Annotated in this window: 16 protein-coding genes; 12 read left to right on the top strand and 4 right to left on the bottom strand. The window is 35.4% G+C overall.

The features are described from left to right. Positions 1-38 precede the first annotated feature (38 nt). On the bottom strand, positions 39-1,289 hold the full coding sequence (hemA, locus tag L0669_RS04825; RefSeq protein WP_263761741.1) for a glutamyl-tRNA reductase: 1,251 nt from the start codon (positions 1,287-1,289) through the stop codon (positions 39-41). A 227-nt stretch (positions 1,290-1,516) separates the two neighbouring features. On the opposite strand from hemA, the gene L0669_RS04820 reads away from it, so the two are divergent. From L0669_RS04820 to L0669_RS04790, 7 genes are all read left to right on the top strand, one after another. Further along, positions 1,517-2,389, top strand: coding sequence for a helix-turn-helix domain-containing protein (locus L0669_RS04820; protein WP_173968896.1), 873 nt, complete (start codon positions 1,517-1,519; stop codon positions 2,387-2,389). Positions 2,390-2,392: 3 nt separating this feature from the next. After that, positions 2,393-2,755, top strand: coding sequence for a hypothetical protein (locus L0669_RS04815; protein WP_263761739.1), 363 nt, complete (start codon positions 2,393-2,395; stop codon positions 2,753-2,755). A gap of 147 nt (positions 2,756-2,902) precedes the next feature. Continuing rightward, on the top strand, positions 2,903-3,916 hold the full coding sequence (hemH, locus tag L0669_RS04810) for a ferrochelatase (protein ID WP_173968892.1): 1,014 nt from the start codon (positions 2,903-2,905) through the stop codon (positions 3,914-3,916). Between the two features lie 52 nt (positions 3,917-3,968). Further along, complete coding sequence (locus tag L0669_RS04805) at positions 3,969-4,517, top strand: CopD family protein (protein ID WP_173968890.1); 549 nt, start codon at positions 3,969-3,971, stop codon at positions 4,515-4,517. A 131-nt stretch (positions 4,518-4,648) separates the two neighbouring features. Beyond that, positions 4,649-6,064 carry an ATP-binding protein gene (locus L0669_RS04800; RefSeq protein ID WP_263763907.1) on the top strand — a complete coding sequence of 472 codons (1,416 nt, stop codon included), beginning with the start codon at positions 4,649-4,651 and terminating at the stop codon, positions 6,062-6,064. A 10-nt stretch (positions 6,065-6,074) separates the two neighbouring features. After that, positions 6,075-6,857 carry an enoyl-CoA hydratase/isomerase family protein gene (locus L0669_RS04795; RefSeq protein WP_263761737.1) on the top strand — a complete coding sequence of 261 codons (783 nt, stop codon included), beginning with the start codon at positions 6,075-6,077 and terminating at the stop codon, positions 6,855-6,857. A 179-nt stretch (positions 6,858-7,036) separates the two neighbouring features. Continuing rightward, positions 7,037-7,438, top strand: a complete 402-nt coding sequence (locus L0669_RS04790; RefSeq protein ID WP_263761735.1) for a hypothetical protein — start codon at positions 7,037-7,039, stop codon at positions 7,436-7,438. A 342-nt stretch (positions 7,439-7,780) separates the two neighbouring features. On the opposite strand, the gene L0669_RS04785 is transcribed toward L0669_RS04790, so the two are convergent. From L0669_RS04785 to L0669_RS04775, 3 genes are all read right to left on the bottom strand, one after another. Continuing rightward, positions 7,781-8,434, bottom strand: coding sequence for a metal-dependent transcriptional regulator (locus L0669_RS04785; protein WP_263761733.1), 654 nt, complete (start codon positions 8,432-8,434; stop codon positions 7,781-7,783). Positions 8,435-8,536: 102 nt separating this feature from the next. Then, positions 8,537-10,405: an Nramp family divalent metal transporter gene (locus tag L0669_RS04780; protein ID WP_173968884.1), complete on the bottom strand. Its 1,869-nt coding sequence runs from the start codon at positions 10,403-10,405 to the stop codon at positions 8,537-8,539. Positions 10,406-10,479: 74 nt separating this feature from the next. After that, positions 10,480-10,872: a Fur family transcriptional regulator gene (locus L0669_RS04775; protein ID WP_263761731.1), complete on the bottom strand. Its 393-nt coding sequence runs from the start codon at positions 10,870-10,872 to the stop codon at positions 10,480-10,482. Between the two features lie 93 nt (positions 10,873-10,965). Here L0669_RS04775 and L0669_RS04770 point away from each other — a divergent pair, with 93 nt between their 5' ends. The 5 genes from L0669_RS04770 (at position 10,966) to L0669_RS04750 (ending at position 16,883) form a co-directional block, all read left to right on the top strand. Then, positions 10,966-11,319 carry a MerC domain-containing protein gene (locus L0669_RS04770; RefSeq protein ID WP_173968882.1) on the top strand — a complete coding sequence of 118 codons (354 nt, stop codon included), beginning with the start codon at positions 10,966-10,968 and terminating at the stop codon, positions 11,317-11,319. After that, positions 11,316-12,518 (top strand): GTP-binding protein, encoded by a 1,203-nt coding sequence (locus L0669_RS04765; protein ID WP_263761729.1) that lies wholly within the window; start codon positions 11,316-11,318, stop codon positions 12,516-12,518. The genes L0669_RS04770 and L0669_RS04765 overlap by 4 nt, the downstream gene beginning before the upstream one ends. A gap of 16 nt (positions 12,519-12,534) precedes the next feature. Beyond that, positions 12,535-13,446, top strand: a complete 912-nt coding sequence (locus L0669_RS04760; RefSeq protein ID WP_263761727.1) for an NAD(P)/FAD-dependent oxidoreductase — start codon at positions 12,535-12,537, stop codon at positions 13,444-13,446. A 519-nt stretch (positions 13,447-13,965) separates the two neighbouring features. Then, entirely contained in the window at positions 13,966-16,263 is a 2,298-nt protein-coding gene (locus L0669_RS04755) for a TonB-dependent receptor (protein ID WP_263761725.1), read from the top strand. Between the two features lie 155 nt (positions 16,264-16,418). Next, entirely contained in the window at positions 16,419-16,883 is a 465-nt protein-coding gene (locus L0669_RS04750; RefSeq protein ID WP_263761723.1) for a thioredoxin family protein, read from the top strand. The last annotated feature ends 15 nt before the right edge of the window (positions 16,884-16,898 follow it).

Here is a 16,898-nt window from a genome sequence, read left to right as displayed (position 1 = left end):
TTATTAAATGAACTTATATGGTTTAAAATTTGATTTTATTAAGATGCTTTTATCTTAAAGACTTTTTCGATCCATTCGATGCTTTCATCGACCATGGTGCTGTCGTCTTTTAAATGATTTGCGAAATGTGTAGTGATTTTCTGGATGATTCTGTTGCTGATGATTTCAGCTTGAGCTTCATTAAAATCGGCTATTTTTCTGCTTTGAAAATCTAATTCAGAAACTTTAATCTCGTTTAGTTTTTCTTTTAAAGCATTAATAGTTGGAGCAAATTTTCTTCCTTTTGTCCAGGTAACGAATTCCTCTTTTACTTCTTCTATAATAGCCTCCGCAGCAGGAATATGTAATTTTCTGTTTTCTAGAGTCTCATCTGTCAGTTGCGACAAATAATCCATATGAATCAAAGTTACGCCTTCTAATTCCTCTACATTTTCATTAACGTTTTTCGGAATTGATAAATCTAAAATCAATAAAGGTTTCTTTAGATTTAAAATTGCTTTGTCAACCGTTGGGTTTTGAGCACCTGTAGCGACAACCACAACATCGGCTTTTTGAAGTTCCAGATGTAACTCTGAATAATCTTTAACAATCAAATTTAGTTTTCCGGCTAATTTCTCCGCCTTATCTTTTGTTCTGTTTATTAAAGTAATATGTTCGTTTTTGGTATGTTTTACAAGATTTTCGCAAGTATTTCTTCCAATTTTTCCTGTTCCAAAAAGTAAAATATTTTTATTACCAATATCTTCTACATTTTTAAGAATGTATTGTACCGATGCAAAAGAAACTGATGTTGCGCCTGAACTAATCTCCGTTTCGTTTTTGATTTTTTTACTCGCCTGAATCACAGCATTTACTAATCTTTCTAAGAAAGCATTCGCTAAACCTAAAGATTTTGAATGTGCAAAACTGGTCTTAATTTGAGATATAATCTCAAAATCGCCTAAGATCTGACTGTCTAAACCAGTTCCTACGCGAAACATATGACCAATAGCTTCTTGATTTTTATAGACAAAACCAACTTTCTGAAAAGCATCAACAGAACCGTTGCTGTTATCACAAATTAGTTTTATTAATTGAAAAGGGTGTTCAGCAAAACCATAGATCTCGGTTCTATTGCAAGTCGAAGTGACAATTAAACTTTCTATTCCTTCACTTTTAGCCTGTTCCAGCAAGCGCGTTTTTGCAATTGCATCCAAACTAAATTGACCTCTTACCTCAGCATCAGCTTTTTTATAGCTTAAACCAACTGAATAAAAATAGAGATGTTTCGGTACGTTATTGTTTTCCATAAATTCACTTTCATAAAAGTGCAACAAAATTATTACTATAGTGGTTATAAAAGTAACGCTCAAAGTACTTTTTGTATCGCTACATGTTTTTTTGTTTCTAAACATCTGTTTTTATGCAAAAAGAAGTACTTTTGTAGCAAAATCAGCTCGTTAGAAATGTTTTGTTTAGAGTGATTCTAAATAAGATATTGCAATTGTCCTGATTTTTGTACTAAAAAAATATCGCTATGAGTTCTCAGGAAATTATTAAAATTGAAGACGACTTTACGCTTATTCGTTTTCAGAATGACAGTTCAGAATCTTTTTTCGGACAGCACGAAGTGGGTAGTGGCCTGATACAGTTTCATTTCGGGATAAAAGGCAATGCCAAATTTTTATTCAATCAGGGCAGTTATGCTTTAGATTTGAAAGAAGAAAAATCGTTGCTTTTGTACAATCCGCAGAAAGAATTACCATTGAATTTAGAGTTGGCTCCAAATTCGTGGGTAATCTCTGTAATTGTTTCGATTAAGAAATTTCACGCGTTGTTTTCTGCAGAAGCAGACTATATTACTTTTTTAAGTCCGGACAATAAAGACAAAAAGTATTATAACGAAGGAAATATTAGTCCGTCGATGGCGATTGTTTTGAGTCAACTGTTTCATTATAACTTACATCCGTCGATAAAAAATCTTTATTATAAAGGAAAAGGATACGAATTGCTGAGTTTATATTTTAATAGAACCGAAGATCCAAACGCAGAACAATGTCCGTTTTTGATTGATGAAGATAACGTTCTAAAAATTAGAAAAGCCAAAGAAATCATTATCGCGAATATGGCCGAACCTCCAGGTTTACAGGAATTGGCAGATGAAATTGGTTTGAATTTGAAAAAACTTAAAATGGGTTTCAAACAAATTTATGGCGACACAGTTTACGGTTTTCTATTTGATTACAAAATGGATTTCGCCCGTAAACTATTAGATAGCGGATCATATAATGTAAATGAAGTAGGGTTGAAGATTGGCTACAGCACAGGAAGTCACTTTATAGCGGCTTTCAAGAAAAAGTTTGCCACAACTCCTAAAAAATATTTGATGTCAATTAATACGAATGTGTAATTAATGAAAAAAGTCACTTTTCTTATACTGATTGCTTTATTGGGATTTCAAGATATGAACGCTCAAAAAACATCAAAAGCTGATTATAGTCAGATGGTAAAGCTAGAAGGAATGGAATATTCGGGAGGAATAACATTTTATATAGAAAAGAATAGTGAAATTTTAGTAGCAGTTCAGAATGATAGTATCAAATGGAAAGCAGATGTCATTAAGAATTGCAGAAAAAGAAAAGCTAAGATTACCTCTGTTTCTATAAGATCAGAGAGGTTAAAAGTTTTATTCGGAAAAAATAAAATTGCTTTTGTAACTATAGAAAATGGAGAAACTGAATGTGTGACAGATGAAAAGGTAAGACAAACATTCTAAAGTGATCCAGAATCAATTTTACAAATCAAGGTATAAATAAAAAATAATAATTATCATATTTCTAAAAAGTTACATACAATACTTTTGACGAAAATTTAAACAAATGCTTAAAGCCCAAAGCTTAAAGCCTAAAGCAATAAAATTATAATGAAAGGCGTATTATTAGTAAACTTAGGATCTCCGGAAAGTCCAACACCAAAAGATGTAAAACCATACTTAGACGAATTTTTAATGGATAAATACGTGATCGATGTTCCGTATTTATTGAGAGCTTTGTTGGTTCGTGGTATTATTTTAAGAAAAAGACCAGAAGAATCAGCACATGCTTACGCAAAAATTTGGTGGGACGAAGGTTCTCCGTTAGTTGTACTTTCTGAAAGAATGCAGGAAAAAGTGCAGCCTTTAGTAAATGTTCCGGTTGCTTTAGCAATGCGTTACGGAAGCATGACAATCGAAAAAGGACTTCAGGAATTGCATGATAAAGGAGTTACCGAGGTATTACTTTTTCCGTTATATCCGCAATACGCAATGGCTTCGACTTTGACTATTTTAGTAAAAGCAGAAGAAATTCGTAAAAAGAAATTCCCTCAAATGACCTTTACTGATGTTCCGGCATTTTACAACAAACCGGATTATATCAAGAATTTGGCTGATTCGATTCAGAAACATTTAGTTGGTTTTGATTATGATCATTTATTATTCTCATACCACGGAATCCCGGAACGTCATATTCGTAAAACCGATGTAACAAAATCACATTGCAAAATTGATGGTTCTTGTTGTAATACACCATCGCCAGCACATGATTTTTGTTACCGTCACCAATGTTACGAAACAACAAGACAAGTCGTGAAACTATTAGGACTTCCTGAAGATAAATACAGTCTGACTTTTCAGTCGCGTTTAGCAGGAGACAAATGGTTAGAGCCTTATACAGATGTTGAAATCGACAAAATGCCAGGAAAAGGAATCAAAAATCTTGCGGTTGTTACACCTGCCTTTGTTTCGGATTGTTTAGAAACACTGGAGGAAATTGCAATGCGCGCCAAAGAAGATTTCGAGAAAAATGGCGGCGGGAATTTCTTAGCAATTCCGTGTTTGAATGACGACGATGAATGGTGCCAGACCGTTGGAAATTGGATTAACGATTGGGCTAAATAGAAAATAGAACAAAGAGTAAAGAAAATAGAGCGTAAAGAAAAAAGACTTTATAATGGAATACTATAATTACTTAAAATCATTGCATCTTATTTTTGTAATAACCTGGTTTGCCGGATTATTTTATATTGTGCGTTTATTTGTGTACCAAATAGAAGCCAATGAAAAACCTTCGCCTGAAAAGGAAATTTTACAAGCACAATACAAAATAATGTCATACCGTTTGTGGTACATTATTACCTGGCCATCAGCAATTTTGGCAAGTATTTTTGCCTTTTGGATGTTGTTTTTTACAGATTTAGGAATGGCCTGGCTTAAAATGCCATGGATGCATGTAAAATTGGCTTTCGTTTTCTTGTTGTATTTGTATCATTTAAAATGTCATCAAATTTTCAAGCAATTGCAAAACGATGAGGTAAAATATTCCAACAATTTTATGCGTTTATGGAATGAAGGCGCAACGATTATACTTTTTGCAGTGGTTTTTTTAGTAATTTTAAAAAGTGCCATCAACTGGATTTTCGGCGTAATCGGAATCATTGTATTCTCGGTTTTAATAATGCTTGGTTTCCGTTTTTATAAAAGAATAAGAGAAAGAAAATAGTTTTCAGTCGCAGTCTCAGTTTTCAGTTTATGCTGGGACTGAGACTGAAAACTGAGACTGAATACTAAAAATATATGCTGAATAACTTCAAAATGTCGATGCTTTCATTGCGTGTTAGGATTTTCCTTTCGATGATTGTATTGATAGTTGTAGCATCATTTTTATTAGCTTCTATTTCGATAATTCAGTTCAAGAATGAGGCAAAAGAATACCATCAGGAACGTCTCGAACGTAAAGAAAATGCAGTAAAAGAACATATCAATTATGTTTTATCGACTACAACTTATCCTTTAAAAACAGGAAATCTCGATCTTATTTTTAAAGATAAAATCCACGAATTAGCGCAGATTCACAAAATCGAAATCAATATTTACAGCCTTGATGGGAAATTATTAAAATCTTCCAAAGAATCCTTTGCCGTAGATAAAGTAGCGCCGCCAATTCCGGAATATATCCTGAAACTGGTTCGTTCTTCTATCGAAAAGCGATTTGTAGACATTAAAACCATCGACGGAATTAAAAATAGATCTTCATACAGTTTAATCAAAGACGAAAAATTCAAGCCACTTGGAATCCTAAATCTTCCATATTTAGAAGACGATGGTTATTATGACAACGAATTAAATACTTTCCTGATTCGTTTGAGCCAAGTATATTCGTTTATGCTGGTTGTGGCTTTTGCTTTGGCATATTTCCTTTCAACTTATATTACAAAATCACTAAAAACCATTTCAGATCGTTTAGAAGAAACCAATCTGGATCAGAAAAACGAGAAAATCGTATTAGAAGCCAATAGCAAAGAGGTCAACTTCCTGATAAAGGCTTACAACGGAATGGTCGATAAACTCGAAACCAGCGCCATAAAACTAGCCCAAAGCGAACGTGAAGAAGCCTGGCGCGAAATGGCAAAACAAGTCGCACACGAAATTAAAAATCCGCTTACGCCGATGAGGTTAACCGTGCAGAGTTTTCAGCGCAAGTTCGATCCAACGGCACCGGATGTAAAGCAGAAATTAAACGATTACTCCGAAACTTTAATTCAGCAAATCGACACCATGACAGCGGTGGCATCGGCATTTTCGAATTTTGCCTCTATGCCGGCACAGCAAAACGAAACCTTAAATGTGGTTGAAGTAGTCGAATTAGCATTAGATATTTTCAACGAAGATTATATTGTTTTTGAAAGCGAAGAAGAAGAAATCATCTCAAAAATGGATCGTACGCAATTGATTCGTGTGATTACCAATCTTGTTAAAAATGCCACGCAGGCCATTCCGGAAAGTCAGTTTCATAAATCTATCGTCGTAACTGTAAAACGCAGAAACAATAATGTAGAAATTGCGGTAAAAGACAACGGAATCGGAATTCAGAAACAAGATACCGGCAGAATTTTCGAACCAAAATTCACCACCAAAACCAGCGGAATGGGACTTGGACTCGGAATTATAAAAAACATCATCGAAAATTACAAAGGAACAATTACCTTTGAATCAACATACGGAAAAGGAACTACATTTAGAGTTTCTTTACCCATAACAAACTCATAAACTAACCGTCATGAACTACGAAAATCTTTTAATCTCAATTGAAGAAAAAATTGCGACCGTAACCATTAATCGACCAACAAAGTTAAATGCTTTAAACAAAGCGACTATCAGCGACTTGAGTAAAGCCATTAAATTATTAGGTAAAAACGATGATGTTCGTGTAATTATATTAACCGGATTTGGGGAAAAAGCATTTGTAGCCGGAGCCGATATTTCAGAATTCGCTAATTATACCATTATCGAAGGAGCACAATTAGCTGCCGAAGGACAAGAAAAACTATTCGATTATATAGAGAATCTAAAGAAACCCGTAATTGCAGCCGTTAACGGTTTTGCTCTTGGCGGCGGACTGGAATTAGCGATGGCGTGTCATTTTAGAGTAGCATCAGATAATGCCAAAATGGGATTACCCGAAGTAACCTTAGGATTAATTCCAGGCTACGGAGGAACACAACGCTTGCCGCAATTAGTAGGTAAGGGCCGCGCGATGGAAATGATTATGACAGCAGCCATGATTTCTGCCGAAGAAGCCAAACAATACGGTTTAGTAAATCACGTAGTACCGCAATCAGAACTTTTAGCATTTACGACCACAATTGCTCAAAAAATCATTAAAAATGCTCCGTTTGCCATCAATAAAGCTATAAAAGCCATCAACGCTAATTATAAAGACGGAAAAGACGGTTTCGAAACCGAGATAAAATCATTCGGAAAATGTTTCGGAACTCAGGATTTTAAAGAAGGAACAACAGCATTTCTAGAAAAACGTAAAGCTGAATTTACAGGAAAGTAATTTTTCCTTAACCCAATCCCGATAGCTATCGGGAGTAAGATTTACGCAAAGCACATAAGAAACTTATAAAACTTAGTGATCTTTGCGTAAATCTTTGCGAACTTTGCGGTTAAATATATAGACAAGGTTTTAAAAACTTAGAACCTTAGTATCTCAGAACCTTAGAACCTTAAAAAAAAATGTCATACGAACCAATATTCGCCCTTTTTTGCGAACGCGTTAAAGAAAGCATCAAAGCAGGAACTTTTGCCAAACTTACTTTAGCAAAAACCATCGGAGATACCGAGATCAAAAACATCTATTTCCGTTTGGCGATAAACGAAGACAATACCTATTCAATCGCGTTAACAACCCGTTATAAAACCGAAGAAATCGAAAGCACACATACTTTAGACGAAGCTTTAATGATTTTAGGAACCTACATCAAAAATCCGTTTTTAACCGCTTTATTGTTTACCACAGATAACGATGTGACGTTTAAAGTAAACAAAAAAAACGCAGGAAGTATCATCGAGCAAGAACCAACATTCAAGAATGCTTCGCCCGTAATGTTAGAAATGATCGAGAAAGGAATTGTTTAAATAACTTTTATTGGATTTAGGAGCTGATCCCGCTATCCGTTACAATCTTTTGTGCCGAACCCCGGCACAAAAGGATTTCCACTTCTATCGGGGCTAAAAACCGACGTTGATGAAACTTTTAGCATCATAAAGTATAACGCCTCGTTTGTCAGGCTGAGCGAAGTCGAAGCCCTATTTTGTTATAATTCATTTCTGTGAGCATAACCGCATTTTTGTCATCCCGAGGAACGAGGGATCTTCAGGAGTAGCTCGACAAAGTAAAATTCGTTGCGTTAGTTTCTTGTGGAGATCCCTCGTTCCTCGGGATGACAAAAATGAGCAGAGTTCTCAGTGAAATAGTCTTTAAACTAGCTTCACAAATAAATTCGAAGCAATCTTATTCGAAATTGACAATTCACGACCATCAATTTTAATCTTCACAGATAAATCAAAAGATTCTTTCGATAAAAGTTCGATTTGAGAACCCAGAGCAATTCCTTGTTTGTCCAGATATTGTAAAAATTCAGACGAAGTATCTTTTACACCCACGCAAACTCCGGTTTGGTTTTCAGTTAATTCAGAAAGTAAATGTTTCTCGATCTTAACAATTCTTCCATTGGCATCCGGAATCGGGTCACCATGCGGATCTTCAGTAGGATTTCCCAGAAAATCATCCAAACGATTAATCAATTGTTCCGATTTAATGTGTTCCAGCTGTTCTGCAATATCATGAACTTCATCCCAGGAAAAATTCAGTTTTTCAACCAAAAACACTTCCCAAAGGCGATGTTTTCTCACAATCATTTTAGCCGCTAATTTTCCGTTTTCCGTCAAAGAAACACCCTGATACTTTTTATAATTTACCAAATCCTTCTCCGCAAGCTTTTTAAGCATATCCGTAACCGATGAAGCTTTAGTCTCCATCATTTCCGCAATAGCGTTCGTGCTCACTTCTGAATCATTAGAAGTAGTAAGATGATATATCGATTTTAGATAGTTTTCTTCTGAAAAAGTCATTTTTTGAAAGGTTCTAAGGTTCTAAGATTCTGAGTTGCTAAGTTTTTTTTAAGTATCTAAAGAAAAACCTTAGAACCTTAGCAACTCAGAACCTTAGTCCCTTTATTTAACAATCAACAAAGGTATTGAAATTTTGTGTCTCAATTTGTCTACCGTTGTACCAAATAGAATATCTTTTAATCCAGTGTGGCCGTGGGTTCCCATCACCAGAATATCAAAATTCCCTGCATTAATAATATTCGGAATCACGGTGTTAGGTTTTCCAAAACCAAGTTCTGTTTCGATCCTGAAGCCCTTCTGCGAAAGCATCTCTTTATATTCTAATAATAATTTTTCATCGATAGTCGTTTCGTGATCGTCAACATGACCGCCGTACATTAATGCGCCAACTGTTTCTACGATATGAATTAAGGTGTATTGCGCGTCGATTCCGCCCAATTCGAACGCATTGTTAAGTGCAGCTTCATCGGCTTTAGAAAAATCGACTGAAATAGCTATGTTTTTCTTGCCGTAAGTTTCTTTTGGAGTATAAACCAATTTTAAATGATGAGGCGAATGATTCTCAATATTCGATTTGGCTCTGGCAATAAACGGTTTTGCAATGATGTATAATAATAACGCCAGAAACGCAAAAGCAAGCGGAACAACGGTAAACCAAAGAATCATAGGATGATCTGAGTTTTCTAACCACGAAGTGATTTCGTCGTAAACCAATTTTGCATTTAGCGAAACAATAATCAAAGCAATAATCCAGGCCACGATTTGTGTCGTTTTCGAAATATGAAAACCCTTCATTTTGCTTTTGTCACTCACAAAGTGAATCAACGGAATAATCGCAAAGCCCAATTGTAAACTCAAAATAACCTGACTTAAAATCAGTAATTTCCCGGTTACGCTATCGCCATAAATTAAAATCACGACAACAGCAGGAACAATAGCAATTAAACGCGTTATGATTCGGCGTACCCAAGGCTGAATCCTTAAATTCAAATACCCCTCCATTACGATTTGTCCGGCCAAAGTTCCCGTTACAGTCGAACTTTGTCCCGCGGCGATCAAAGCAACGGCAAATAAAATAGGCGCCCATTTGGTTCCTAGTAAAGGTTCTAAAAATTGATGTGCATCCTGAATTTCAGCAACCTCAAACATTCCGTTCTTGTAAAATGTGGCTGCAGCCAAAATTAAAATAGCAGCATTTACAAAGAAAGCAAGATTCAGAGCGATTGTCGAATCGATAAGATTGTATTTTAAAGCCTGTTTGATTCCGGCTGGAGTACGATCGAATTTTCGGGTTTGTACCAAAGAAGAATGCAGATACAAGTTGTGCGGCATTACAGTTGCCCCAATAATTCCGATAGCAATATACAAAGCAGCAGAATTAGGCATTGACGGAATAAGTCCGTAAAAAACTTTATCCAGTTCTGGTTCTGCAAAGATCATTTCAAAAATGAAAGAAAACCCAATAATCGCTACCAATACAATAATAAAGGCCTCCATTTTTCGAATTCCTTTATTGATCAGGAAAAGCAATAAGAAAGTATCTAATACGGTGATCAAAACACCTTCGATAAGCGGAATATCAAAAAGAAGATTAATACCAATAGCCATTCCTAATACTTCGGCTAAATCACAAGCCGCAATGGCAATTTCGGCCAGAAAGTATAAAATATAATTGATAAACTTAGAATACGTTTCTCGAGAAGCCTGCGCCAAATCGCGTTGTGTAACAATTCCTAAACGTGCACTTAAGCTTTGAAGAAGCAAAGCCATTAAGTTACTCATTAACAAAACCCAAAGTAGCGAATACCCAAATTGACTACCGCCGGCTATATCTGTGGCCCAGTTTCCCGGATCCATATATCCTACACTTACCAGGTAGGCTGGGCCTAAAAAGGCTAATATTTTTCTAAAACCTGTTTTTTTATGCTGTGTTGCAACCGATTGATGAACTTCTTCTAAAGATTTACCCATTGTAAAAATGTTGTTTGAACAAATATAGGGATAAATTATATTCGCGCAACAAAATTTTTAGGCGAGTCTAAATCTTAAATGTTAGAATTCAAACAATTTGGGCATAAACCTGACAATGTAAAGTTTATATCGTTTACTTTATAATTATGCGGAATAATGTAACTCGGCTTTACATTTTCAAGACAAGTAATCTCTAAACACTTTTCGCAGCTAAAATGAGCATGATTATGAATGTGTACTCTTTGGGCGTGATGATGGCATTTTGCATACTTTACCGTGCCGTCAAGATTTACAATTTTATGTATAATATCGTCATTGACCAAACGATCTAATATTCTATAAATCGTAACTCGATCGCATAAATCTCCCGTTTGTTTTTGAATTTCGGTGTGAGACAGCGCAATTTTAGATTTCTCAAATATCTCTAAAACGGCCGTCTTTGCTGCTGTATTTCTTGTTGTTTTCATTTGATGGTATTAAAAAATATTATCGCAACAATGTTGCAATTAAAATAATCTTGTATATTTGCAACAAAATTGCATTAAGCAAAAGTACTGAAAATGAAGAAATCTACCACACCTCTTTACGATATTTTAGGAATCTCAAGCGCGGGCATTTGTTTGGTTCATTGTTTGGTTTTTCCGCTCCTGACGATTTTACCGTTGGGTATAAGTCACAATCCATATATCGATTTGCTATTTGCTACGATTGGTCTTTTTGCAATTATCAAAATTACGAAAGATTCAAATTTATTAGTGATAAGTATTCTGATTATTTCAATGGCTTTGATTTGGATCAGTGTTTTGTGCGAATTGCTGTTAGATCTTCATACGAATCTAATTTTTATTGGAGGAATTGGAATGATCATCGGACATATTTTAAATTATAGAAATCATAAATCTTTACAACGATGAAAAAATTACCAGTAACTGTACTAAGCGGATTTCTTGGAGCTGGGAAAACTACGCTGCTCAATCATGTTTTGCACAATAAAGAAGGACTAAAAGTTGCTGTGATCGTTAACGATATGAGCGAAGTCAATATCGACGCACAACTTGTAAAAAATGAATCTACTTTGTCCAGAACCGAAGAGAAATTGGTTGAAATGACGAATGGCTGTATTTGCTGCACCTTGCGCGAAGACTTAATGCTTGAGGTCGAAAAACTGGCAAAAGAAAACAGGTTCGATTATTTGCTGATCGAAAGTACCGGAATTAGCGAACCCATTCCGGTGGCGCAAACTTTTTCCTTTATTAATGAAGACGAAAATATCGATCTGTCGCGATTTAGTTATATCGATACAATGGTGACGGTTGTCGACAGTTTTAATTTCTTTAAAGATTTTGGCTCAGCCAAAATATTACAGGAACAAAAGCTGTCAGATGTTGAAAATGACAACCGAACAATAGTCAATCTTTTGGTCGATCAGGTCGAATTTGCCAATGTTATTATCTTGAATAAAACAGATTTAATTAGCTCAGAATCATTAGAAATATTGAAAGCTTCGATTCAAAAACTAAATCCGGTTGCGAAAATAATCGAGTCGGTTTTAGGCAAAGTGAATCCGAACGAAATTATAAATACAGGTTTATTCAATTATGAAGAAGCCGAAAATTCTGCCGGTTGGATCAGAGAATTAGAAGGAATTCATACGCCTGAAACAGAAGAATACGGAATCAACTCTTTTGTATTTCGTGATCCGAGACCTTTTCATCCCAACAGATTATGGAATTACATTTCTTCTGATTTTCCGGCCAACGTCATTCGAAGCAAAGGATTATTGTGGATGGCGTCAAGACCCGAACAAGCCATTAATTGGAGTCAGGCCGGAGGATCGATGAAAGCAGAAGGAGCAGGAGTTTGGTGGGCGAGTATGCCATTAAGCGAACGAATGGCGTTTAACAATTTTGTTGAGTTTCAGGATGTAATTGAAGAACGATGGACGTCTAATTTTGGTGACAGATTGAATGAAATCGTGTTTATTGGTCAGAAAATAAATGAAACTAAAATTCTGGAAGCACTTAATAAATGCCTTTGTACAGAAGATGAAATTGTAGATTATCATGACGGTTTCTTTTCTACAAAAGATCCTTTTCCTATTCCCAGAAATTAATAAAAAACATAAAACTATGATATACAATAATACATACGACGTTATAATTATCGGCGGTAGTTATAGCGGACTTTCGGCAGCAATGAGTTTAGGGCGTTCTTTACGAAACGTTTTGGTCATTGACAGCGGTGTGCCTTGTAACAGACAAACGCCACATTCGCATAACTTCATCACGCACGATGGGGAGAAACCAGCTGTAATTTCGGCGAAAGCCAAAACCCAGGTTGAATTTTATGATTCGGTTAAATTCTATAGTGGACTTGCTATTAATGCCATTAAAACAGAATCCGGCTTTGAAATTGAAACCAGTTCCGGAAAAATTTTTACAGCCAGAAAATTACTTTTTGCTACTGGTGTAAAAGATTTATTGCCACAAATTCCTGGTTTTGCAGAATGTTGGGGAATTTCGGTTTTGCATTGTCCGTATTGTCACGGTTATGAAGTAAAAAAAGAAAAAACCGCAATTGTAGCCAATGGCGATATGGGTTTTGAATTTTCTAAAATGATATCCAACTGGACAAAAGACTTGAGATTATTAACGAATGGAAAATCAACGCTAACAATTGAACAAACTCAATTATTGCAACAACACAATGTTCAAATTGTTGAGGATGAAATAGAAAGCGTAGAACATCTAAACGGAAAGCTTAAGCAGATTATTTTTAAAAATAAATCTAAAATCGAACTTAAAGCCATTTACTTCAAAGCTCCTTTTGAGCAGCATTGTCCTTTACCGGAATTTTTAGGCTGCGAATTGACCGAAAATGGCCTGTTGAAAGTAGATGCTTTTCAGAAAACCACAATTCCCGGAGTTTTTGCCAGCGGTGATTGCCATATTCAGGCAAGATCAGTTGCATTGGCCATTTCTTCAGGTTCTTTTGCCGGAGCGATGGTCAATAAACAATTGATTGATGAAGATTTTGTTTAAAATCTTTTAAGCACATATAAATTATCGAGGGGGGGGAATATACCGTTAGGTACTACATATTGGTAGTTATTAGTTTGGAATTCGTTTAGCGTGCCATAGGTACGCGACAGCTATCGTTTTGTTGCGTACCTACGGCACGCTTCAATATATTTAATTCATATTTTCTACCAACATTTAGTGCCTAGAGGCACAATAAAAGATATTCCATTTTTTATTGGTTTACATCGTTAGGTGATTTTTTCATAATTGTTTGCATAGCCCCTAGCTTCAGCTAGGGGAATAAGATTTTAATTGAAAAGGGCTTTAGCCGAACTAAAATTTGGCTAAAGCCCTTTTCAATTCTGTTTATATTCTTATCCAGCTAAAGCTGGACGCTATTCAAAAGTATTATATTTTTATTTTTAATCTCTTAAATTAGAAATATAACACATTGATATGATTTCAATTGTAAATTTTAAAATTAAAAACAACATTTATCAAATTTAATTTTTAGTTTTGTCTAAATTTAATTTTACAACAATGAAAAAACTTTTTTTGATATTGCTTTTATTTGGTTTGCAAATTTCCTTCGCACAAGAAACAAGTTCTGTTTCGGGTTTTATTTCCGGCGAAGGCCATAAATTACAGTTGGTGAATGTTCATCTATTGGGCACAAAACACAAAACGATTACGGATAGTTTAGGATATTATAAATTAGAAAATGTTGCGGTTGGTAATTATACGCTGCAAGTCTCTCAAATAGGCTTTCAGACGATAAAAAAGAAAATAGAAGTTCTTAAAGATTCTATTCAATCATATGATTTTGAATTGACAGATAATGAGAACCAACTGAATGAAGTCGTGGTTTCAGGAACTTTAAAAGCCGTAAAAAGATTAGAAAGCGCTGTTCCGGTTGAGGTGTATTCTCCAGTTTTCTTCAAGAAAAATCCAACTCCAAGTATTTACGAAGCATTGCAGAATATCAACGGAGTTCGGCCACAGCTTAATTGTGGTGTTTGTAATACGGGAGACATTCACATTAATGGACTGGAAGGCCCGTATACTTTGGTTTTAATTGACGGAATGCCAATCGTAAGTAGTCTTTCAACCGTTTACGGGTTATCCGGAATTCCCAATTCACTTGTAGAACGTATTGAAATCGTAAAAGGTCCGGCATCTTCTCTTTACGGAAGTGAAGCGGTTGGTGGTTTGATCAACATTATCACGAAGAACCCAACCAACGCGCCTTTGTTTTCGGCAGATGTTTTTACGACTTCGTATTTAGAAACTAATTTTGATTTGGGAATGAAATTTAACCCGACTAAAAAATCATCAACACTTCTAGGAATTAATTACTTCGATTATAATCAGGTTGTAGATAAAGATAAAGATGGTTTTACCGATGTGACACTTTCGCAAAGAATTTCGGTTTTTAATAAGTGGAATTTTCAAAGAGAAAATAATCGTTTGTTTTCGATCGCTGCCCGCGGAATGTACGAAGACCGTTGGGGCGGAGATGTACGTTGGGAGAAAAAATACCGAGGCGGTGATGAAATTTACGGAGAAAGTATTTATACCAAACGAGGAGAGTTGATAGGAAGTTATCAATTACCTTTTGAAGAAAAACTGATGCTCTCCTTTTCCGGTAATGTGCATTATCAGGATAGTCGCTACGGCACAACATCGTATATCGCGAATCAGAAAATAGGTTTTCTGCAACTGACCTGGGACAAGAAGATTGGCCGCAATGATTTTCTTGCCGGAATCGCCACTCGATATTCGTATTACGATGATAATACACCGGCGACAAAAGAAGCAGAAAGTACTTGGTTACCGGGAATTTTTATTCAGGACGAAATTACGCTTTCGCCAAAAAGCCAGGTTTTGTTAGGAATGCGTTATGATTATAATTCGATTCATGGTTCGATTTATACACCCAGAGTCGCGTATCGATGGAAAGCGAATGATAATACGATCTTCCGTTTTAATGCAGGAACCGGATTTCGTGTTGTAAATTTATTTACCGAAGATCACGCAGCGCTTACCGGTTCCAGAGATGTCGTGATAAAAAGTGATTTAAAGCCGGAACGATCTGTAAATGCAAACCTGAATTATATTCAGAAGATCAATTTTGCAAACGGAACTTTTATGGGGATCGAAACAACAGCTTTTTATACCCGTTTTAGCAATAAGATCATATCCGATTATGAAACTGATCCGAATAAAATTATCTATGACAACATTAATGGTTACGCAATAAGTCAGGGAATCAGTACGAATGTTGACTTGAATTTCACCAACGGATTAAAGTTTATTCTGGGAGCGACGATTTTAGATAATAAAAATGTTCAGGACGGAATTTCAGAACGACCTTTTTTAACCGAGAATTTTACCGGAACCTGGAGCGTTTCATATAAAATAGAACCTTGGAATTTGTTACTGGATTATACCGGAAATGTGTACAGCTCAATGAAATTGCCTTTACTTAGTGAATATGATCCAAGAAGTCCCAATTCTCCGTGGTTCAGCATTCAGAATATTCAGTTTACCTATTTTGGATGGAAAAATTTCGAACTTTATGGTGGAGTAAAAAACCTACTGAACTTTACGCCAAAGCGAAATAATCCGTTTTTGATTTCAAGAACCAATGATCCTTTCGATAAAAATGTGCAAACTTCTGACGGAACCAATGTTGGTATTCATGGAAAAGTAGTTCCAAAGGGGCAAATAGTCGATACTCCCGATAATCCGTACGGTTTAACTTTTGATACGACTTATGTATATGGGCAAAACCAAACCATCCGTGGATTTTTAGGGTTGAGATATACGTTGAGATAAAACTTAAATGACCCACAGATTGTACGGATTAAGCGGGTTTTCGCTGATTTTTACATTTTTATTTTTTAATTTGTTGCAAAAATAAATGCAGCTTATCAAAAACAAATCTGTGTAAACCAGTTTAATCCGGGCAATCCGCGGGCAATAAAAACGAAATGAAAAAGCTAATATTACTTATCATCTTCTTCGGATTTACTTCAACAGGATTCTGTCAGTTAAAAAGCAGATCTTTTGAAGAAGTTGATAGTTTGCAACATCTTCAAAAACGAAAAATAATCGTTTTCATTCATACCAATTGGTGCCAGTTTTGCCAGCGAATGAAACAAACGACTTTTAAAAATCAGGAAATCATCCAAAAACTAAATTCAGATTTCTACTTTATTGATTTTAATGCCGAAGAAAAACGAGACATAACATTCAATAAACAAACCTTTAAATACCAGCCTTCAGGGAATAATGTAGGAGTTCATGAACTGGCTTTGCAATTAGGAACGATGAACAACCAGATCGTATATCCGGTTTTGTGTGTTCTGAATGAGAAGAAAGAAATCATTTTGCAATACAACAGTTATCTCAGTCCAAAAGATTTTAAACTGCTTTTAGAAAAACTAAAAGAATAAAATTGCCTATTTTTG

It is taken from the genome of Flavobacterium bizetiae, from assembly GCF_024271895.1.
GTDB lineage: Bacteria > Bacteroidota > Bacteroidia > Flavobacteriales > Flavobacteriaceae > Flavobacterium > Flavobacterium bizetiae.
This window is presented reverse-complemented; position numbering and strand designations above follow the sequence as displayed.

Excerpts from the sequence above, each read along its gene's own strand:
- hemA (WP_263761741.1), bottom strand. The coding sequence starts at position 1,289 with ATGGAAAACAATAACGTACCGAAACATCTCTATTTTTATTCAGTTGGT.
- L0669_RS04820 (WP_173968896.1), top strand. The coding sequence starts at position 1,517 with ATGAGTTCTCAGGAAATTATTAAAATTGAAGACGACTTTACGCTTATT.
- L0669_RS04815 (WP_263761739.1), top strand. The coding sequence starts at position 2,393 with ATGAAAAAAGTCACTTTTCTTATACTGATTGCTTTATTGGGATTTCAA.
- hemH (WP_173968892.1), top strand. The coding sequence starts at position 2,903 with ATGAAAGGCGTATTATTAGTAAACTTAGGATCTCCGGAAAGTCCAACA.
- L0669_RS04805 (WP_173968890.1), top strand. The coding sequence starts at position 3,969 with ATGGAATACTATAATTACTTAAAATCATTGCATCTTATTTTTGTAATA.
- L0669_RS04800 (WP_263763907.1), top strand. The coding sequence starts at position 4,649 with ATGATTGTATTGATAGTTGTAGCATCATTTTTATTAGCTTCTATTTCG.
- L0669_RS04795 (WP_263761737.1), top strand. The coding sequence starts at position 6,075 with ATGAACTACGAAAATCTTTTAATCTCAATTGAAGAAAAAATTGCGACC.
- L0669_RS04790 (WP_263761735.1), top strand. The coding sequence starts at position 7,037 with ATGTCATACGAACCAATATTCGCCCTTTTTTGCGAACGCGTTAAAGAA.
- L0669_RS04785 (WP_263761733.1), bottom strand. The coding sequence starts at position 8,434 with ATGACTTTTTCAGAAGAAAACTATCTAAAATCGATATATCATCTTACT.
- L0669_RS04780 (WP_173968884.1), bottom strand. The coding sequence starts at position 10,405 with ATGGGTAAATCTTTAGAAGAAGTTCATCAATCGGTTGCAACACAGCAT.
- L0669_RS04775 (WP_263761731.1), bottom strand. The coding sequence starts at position 10,872 with ATGAAAACAACAAGAAATACAGCAGCAAAGACGGCCGTTTTAGAGATA.
- L0669_RS04770 (WP_173968882.1), top strand. The coding sequence starts at position 10,966 with ATGAAGAAATCTACCACACCTCTTTACGATATTTTAGGAATCTCAAGC.
- L0669_RS04765 (WP_263761729.1), top strand. The coding sequence starts at position 11,316 with ATGAAAAAATTACCAGTAACTGTACTAAGCGGATTTCTTGGAGCTGGG.
- L0669_RS04760 (WP_263761727.1), top strand. The coding sequence starts at position 12,535 with ATGATATACAATAATACATACGACGTTATAATTATCGGCGGTAGTTAT.
- L0669_RS04755 (WP_263761725.1), top strand. The coding sequence starts at position 13,966 with ATGAAAAAACTTTTTTTGATATTGCTTTTATTTGGTTTGCAAATTTCC.
- L0669_RS04750 (WP_263761723.1), top strand. The coding sequence starts at position 16,419 with ATGAAAAAGCTAATATTACTTATCATCTTCTTCGGATTTACTTCAACA.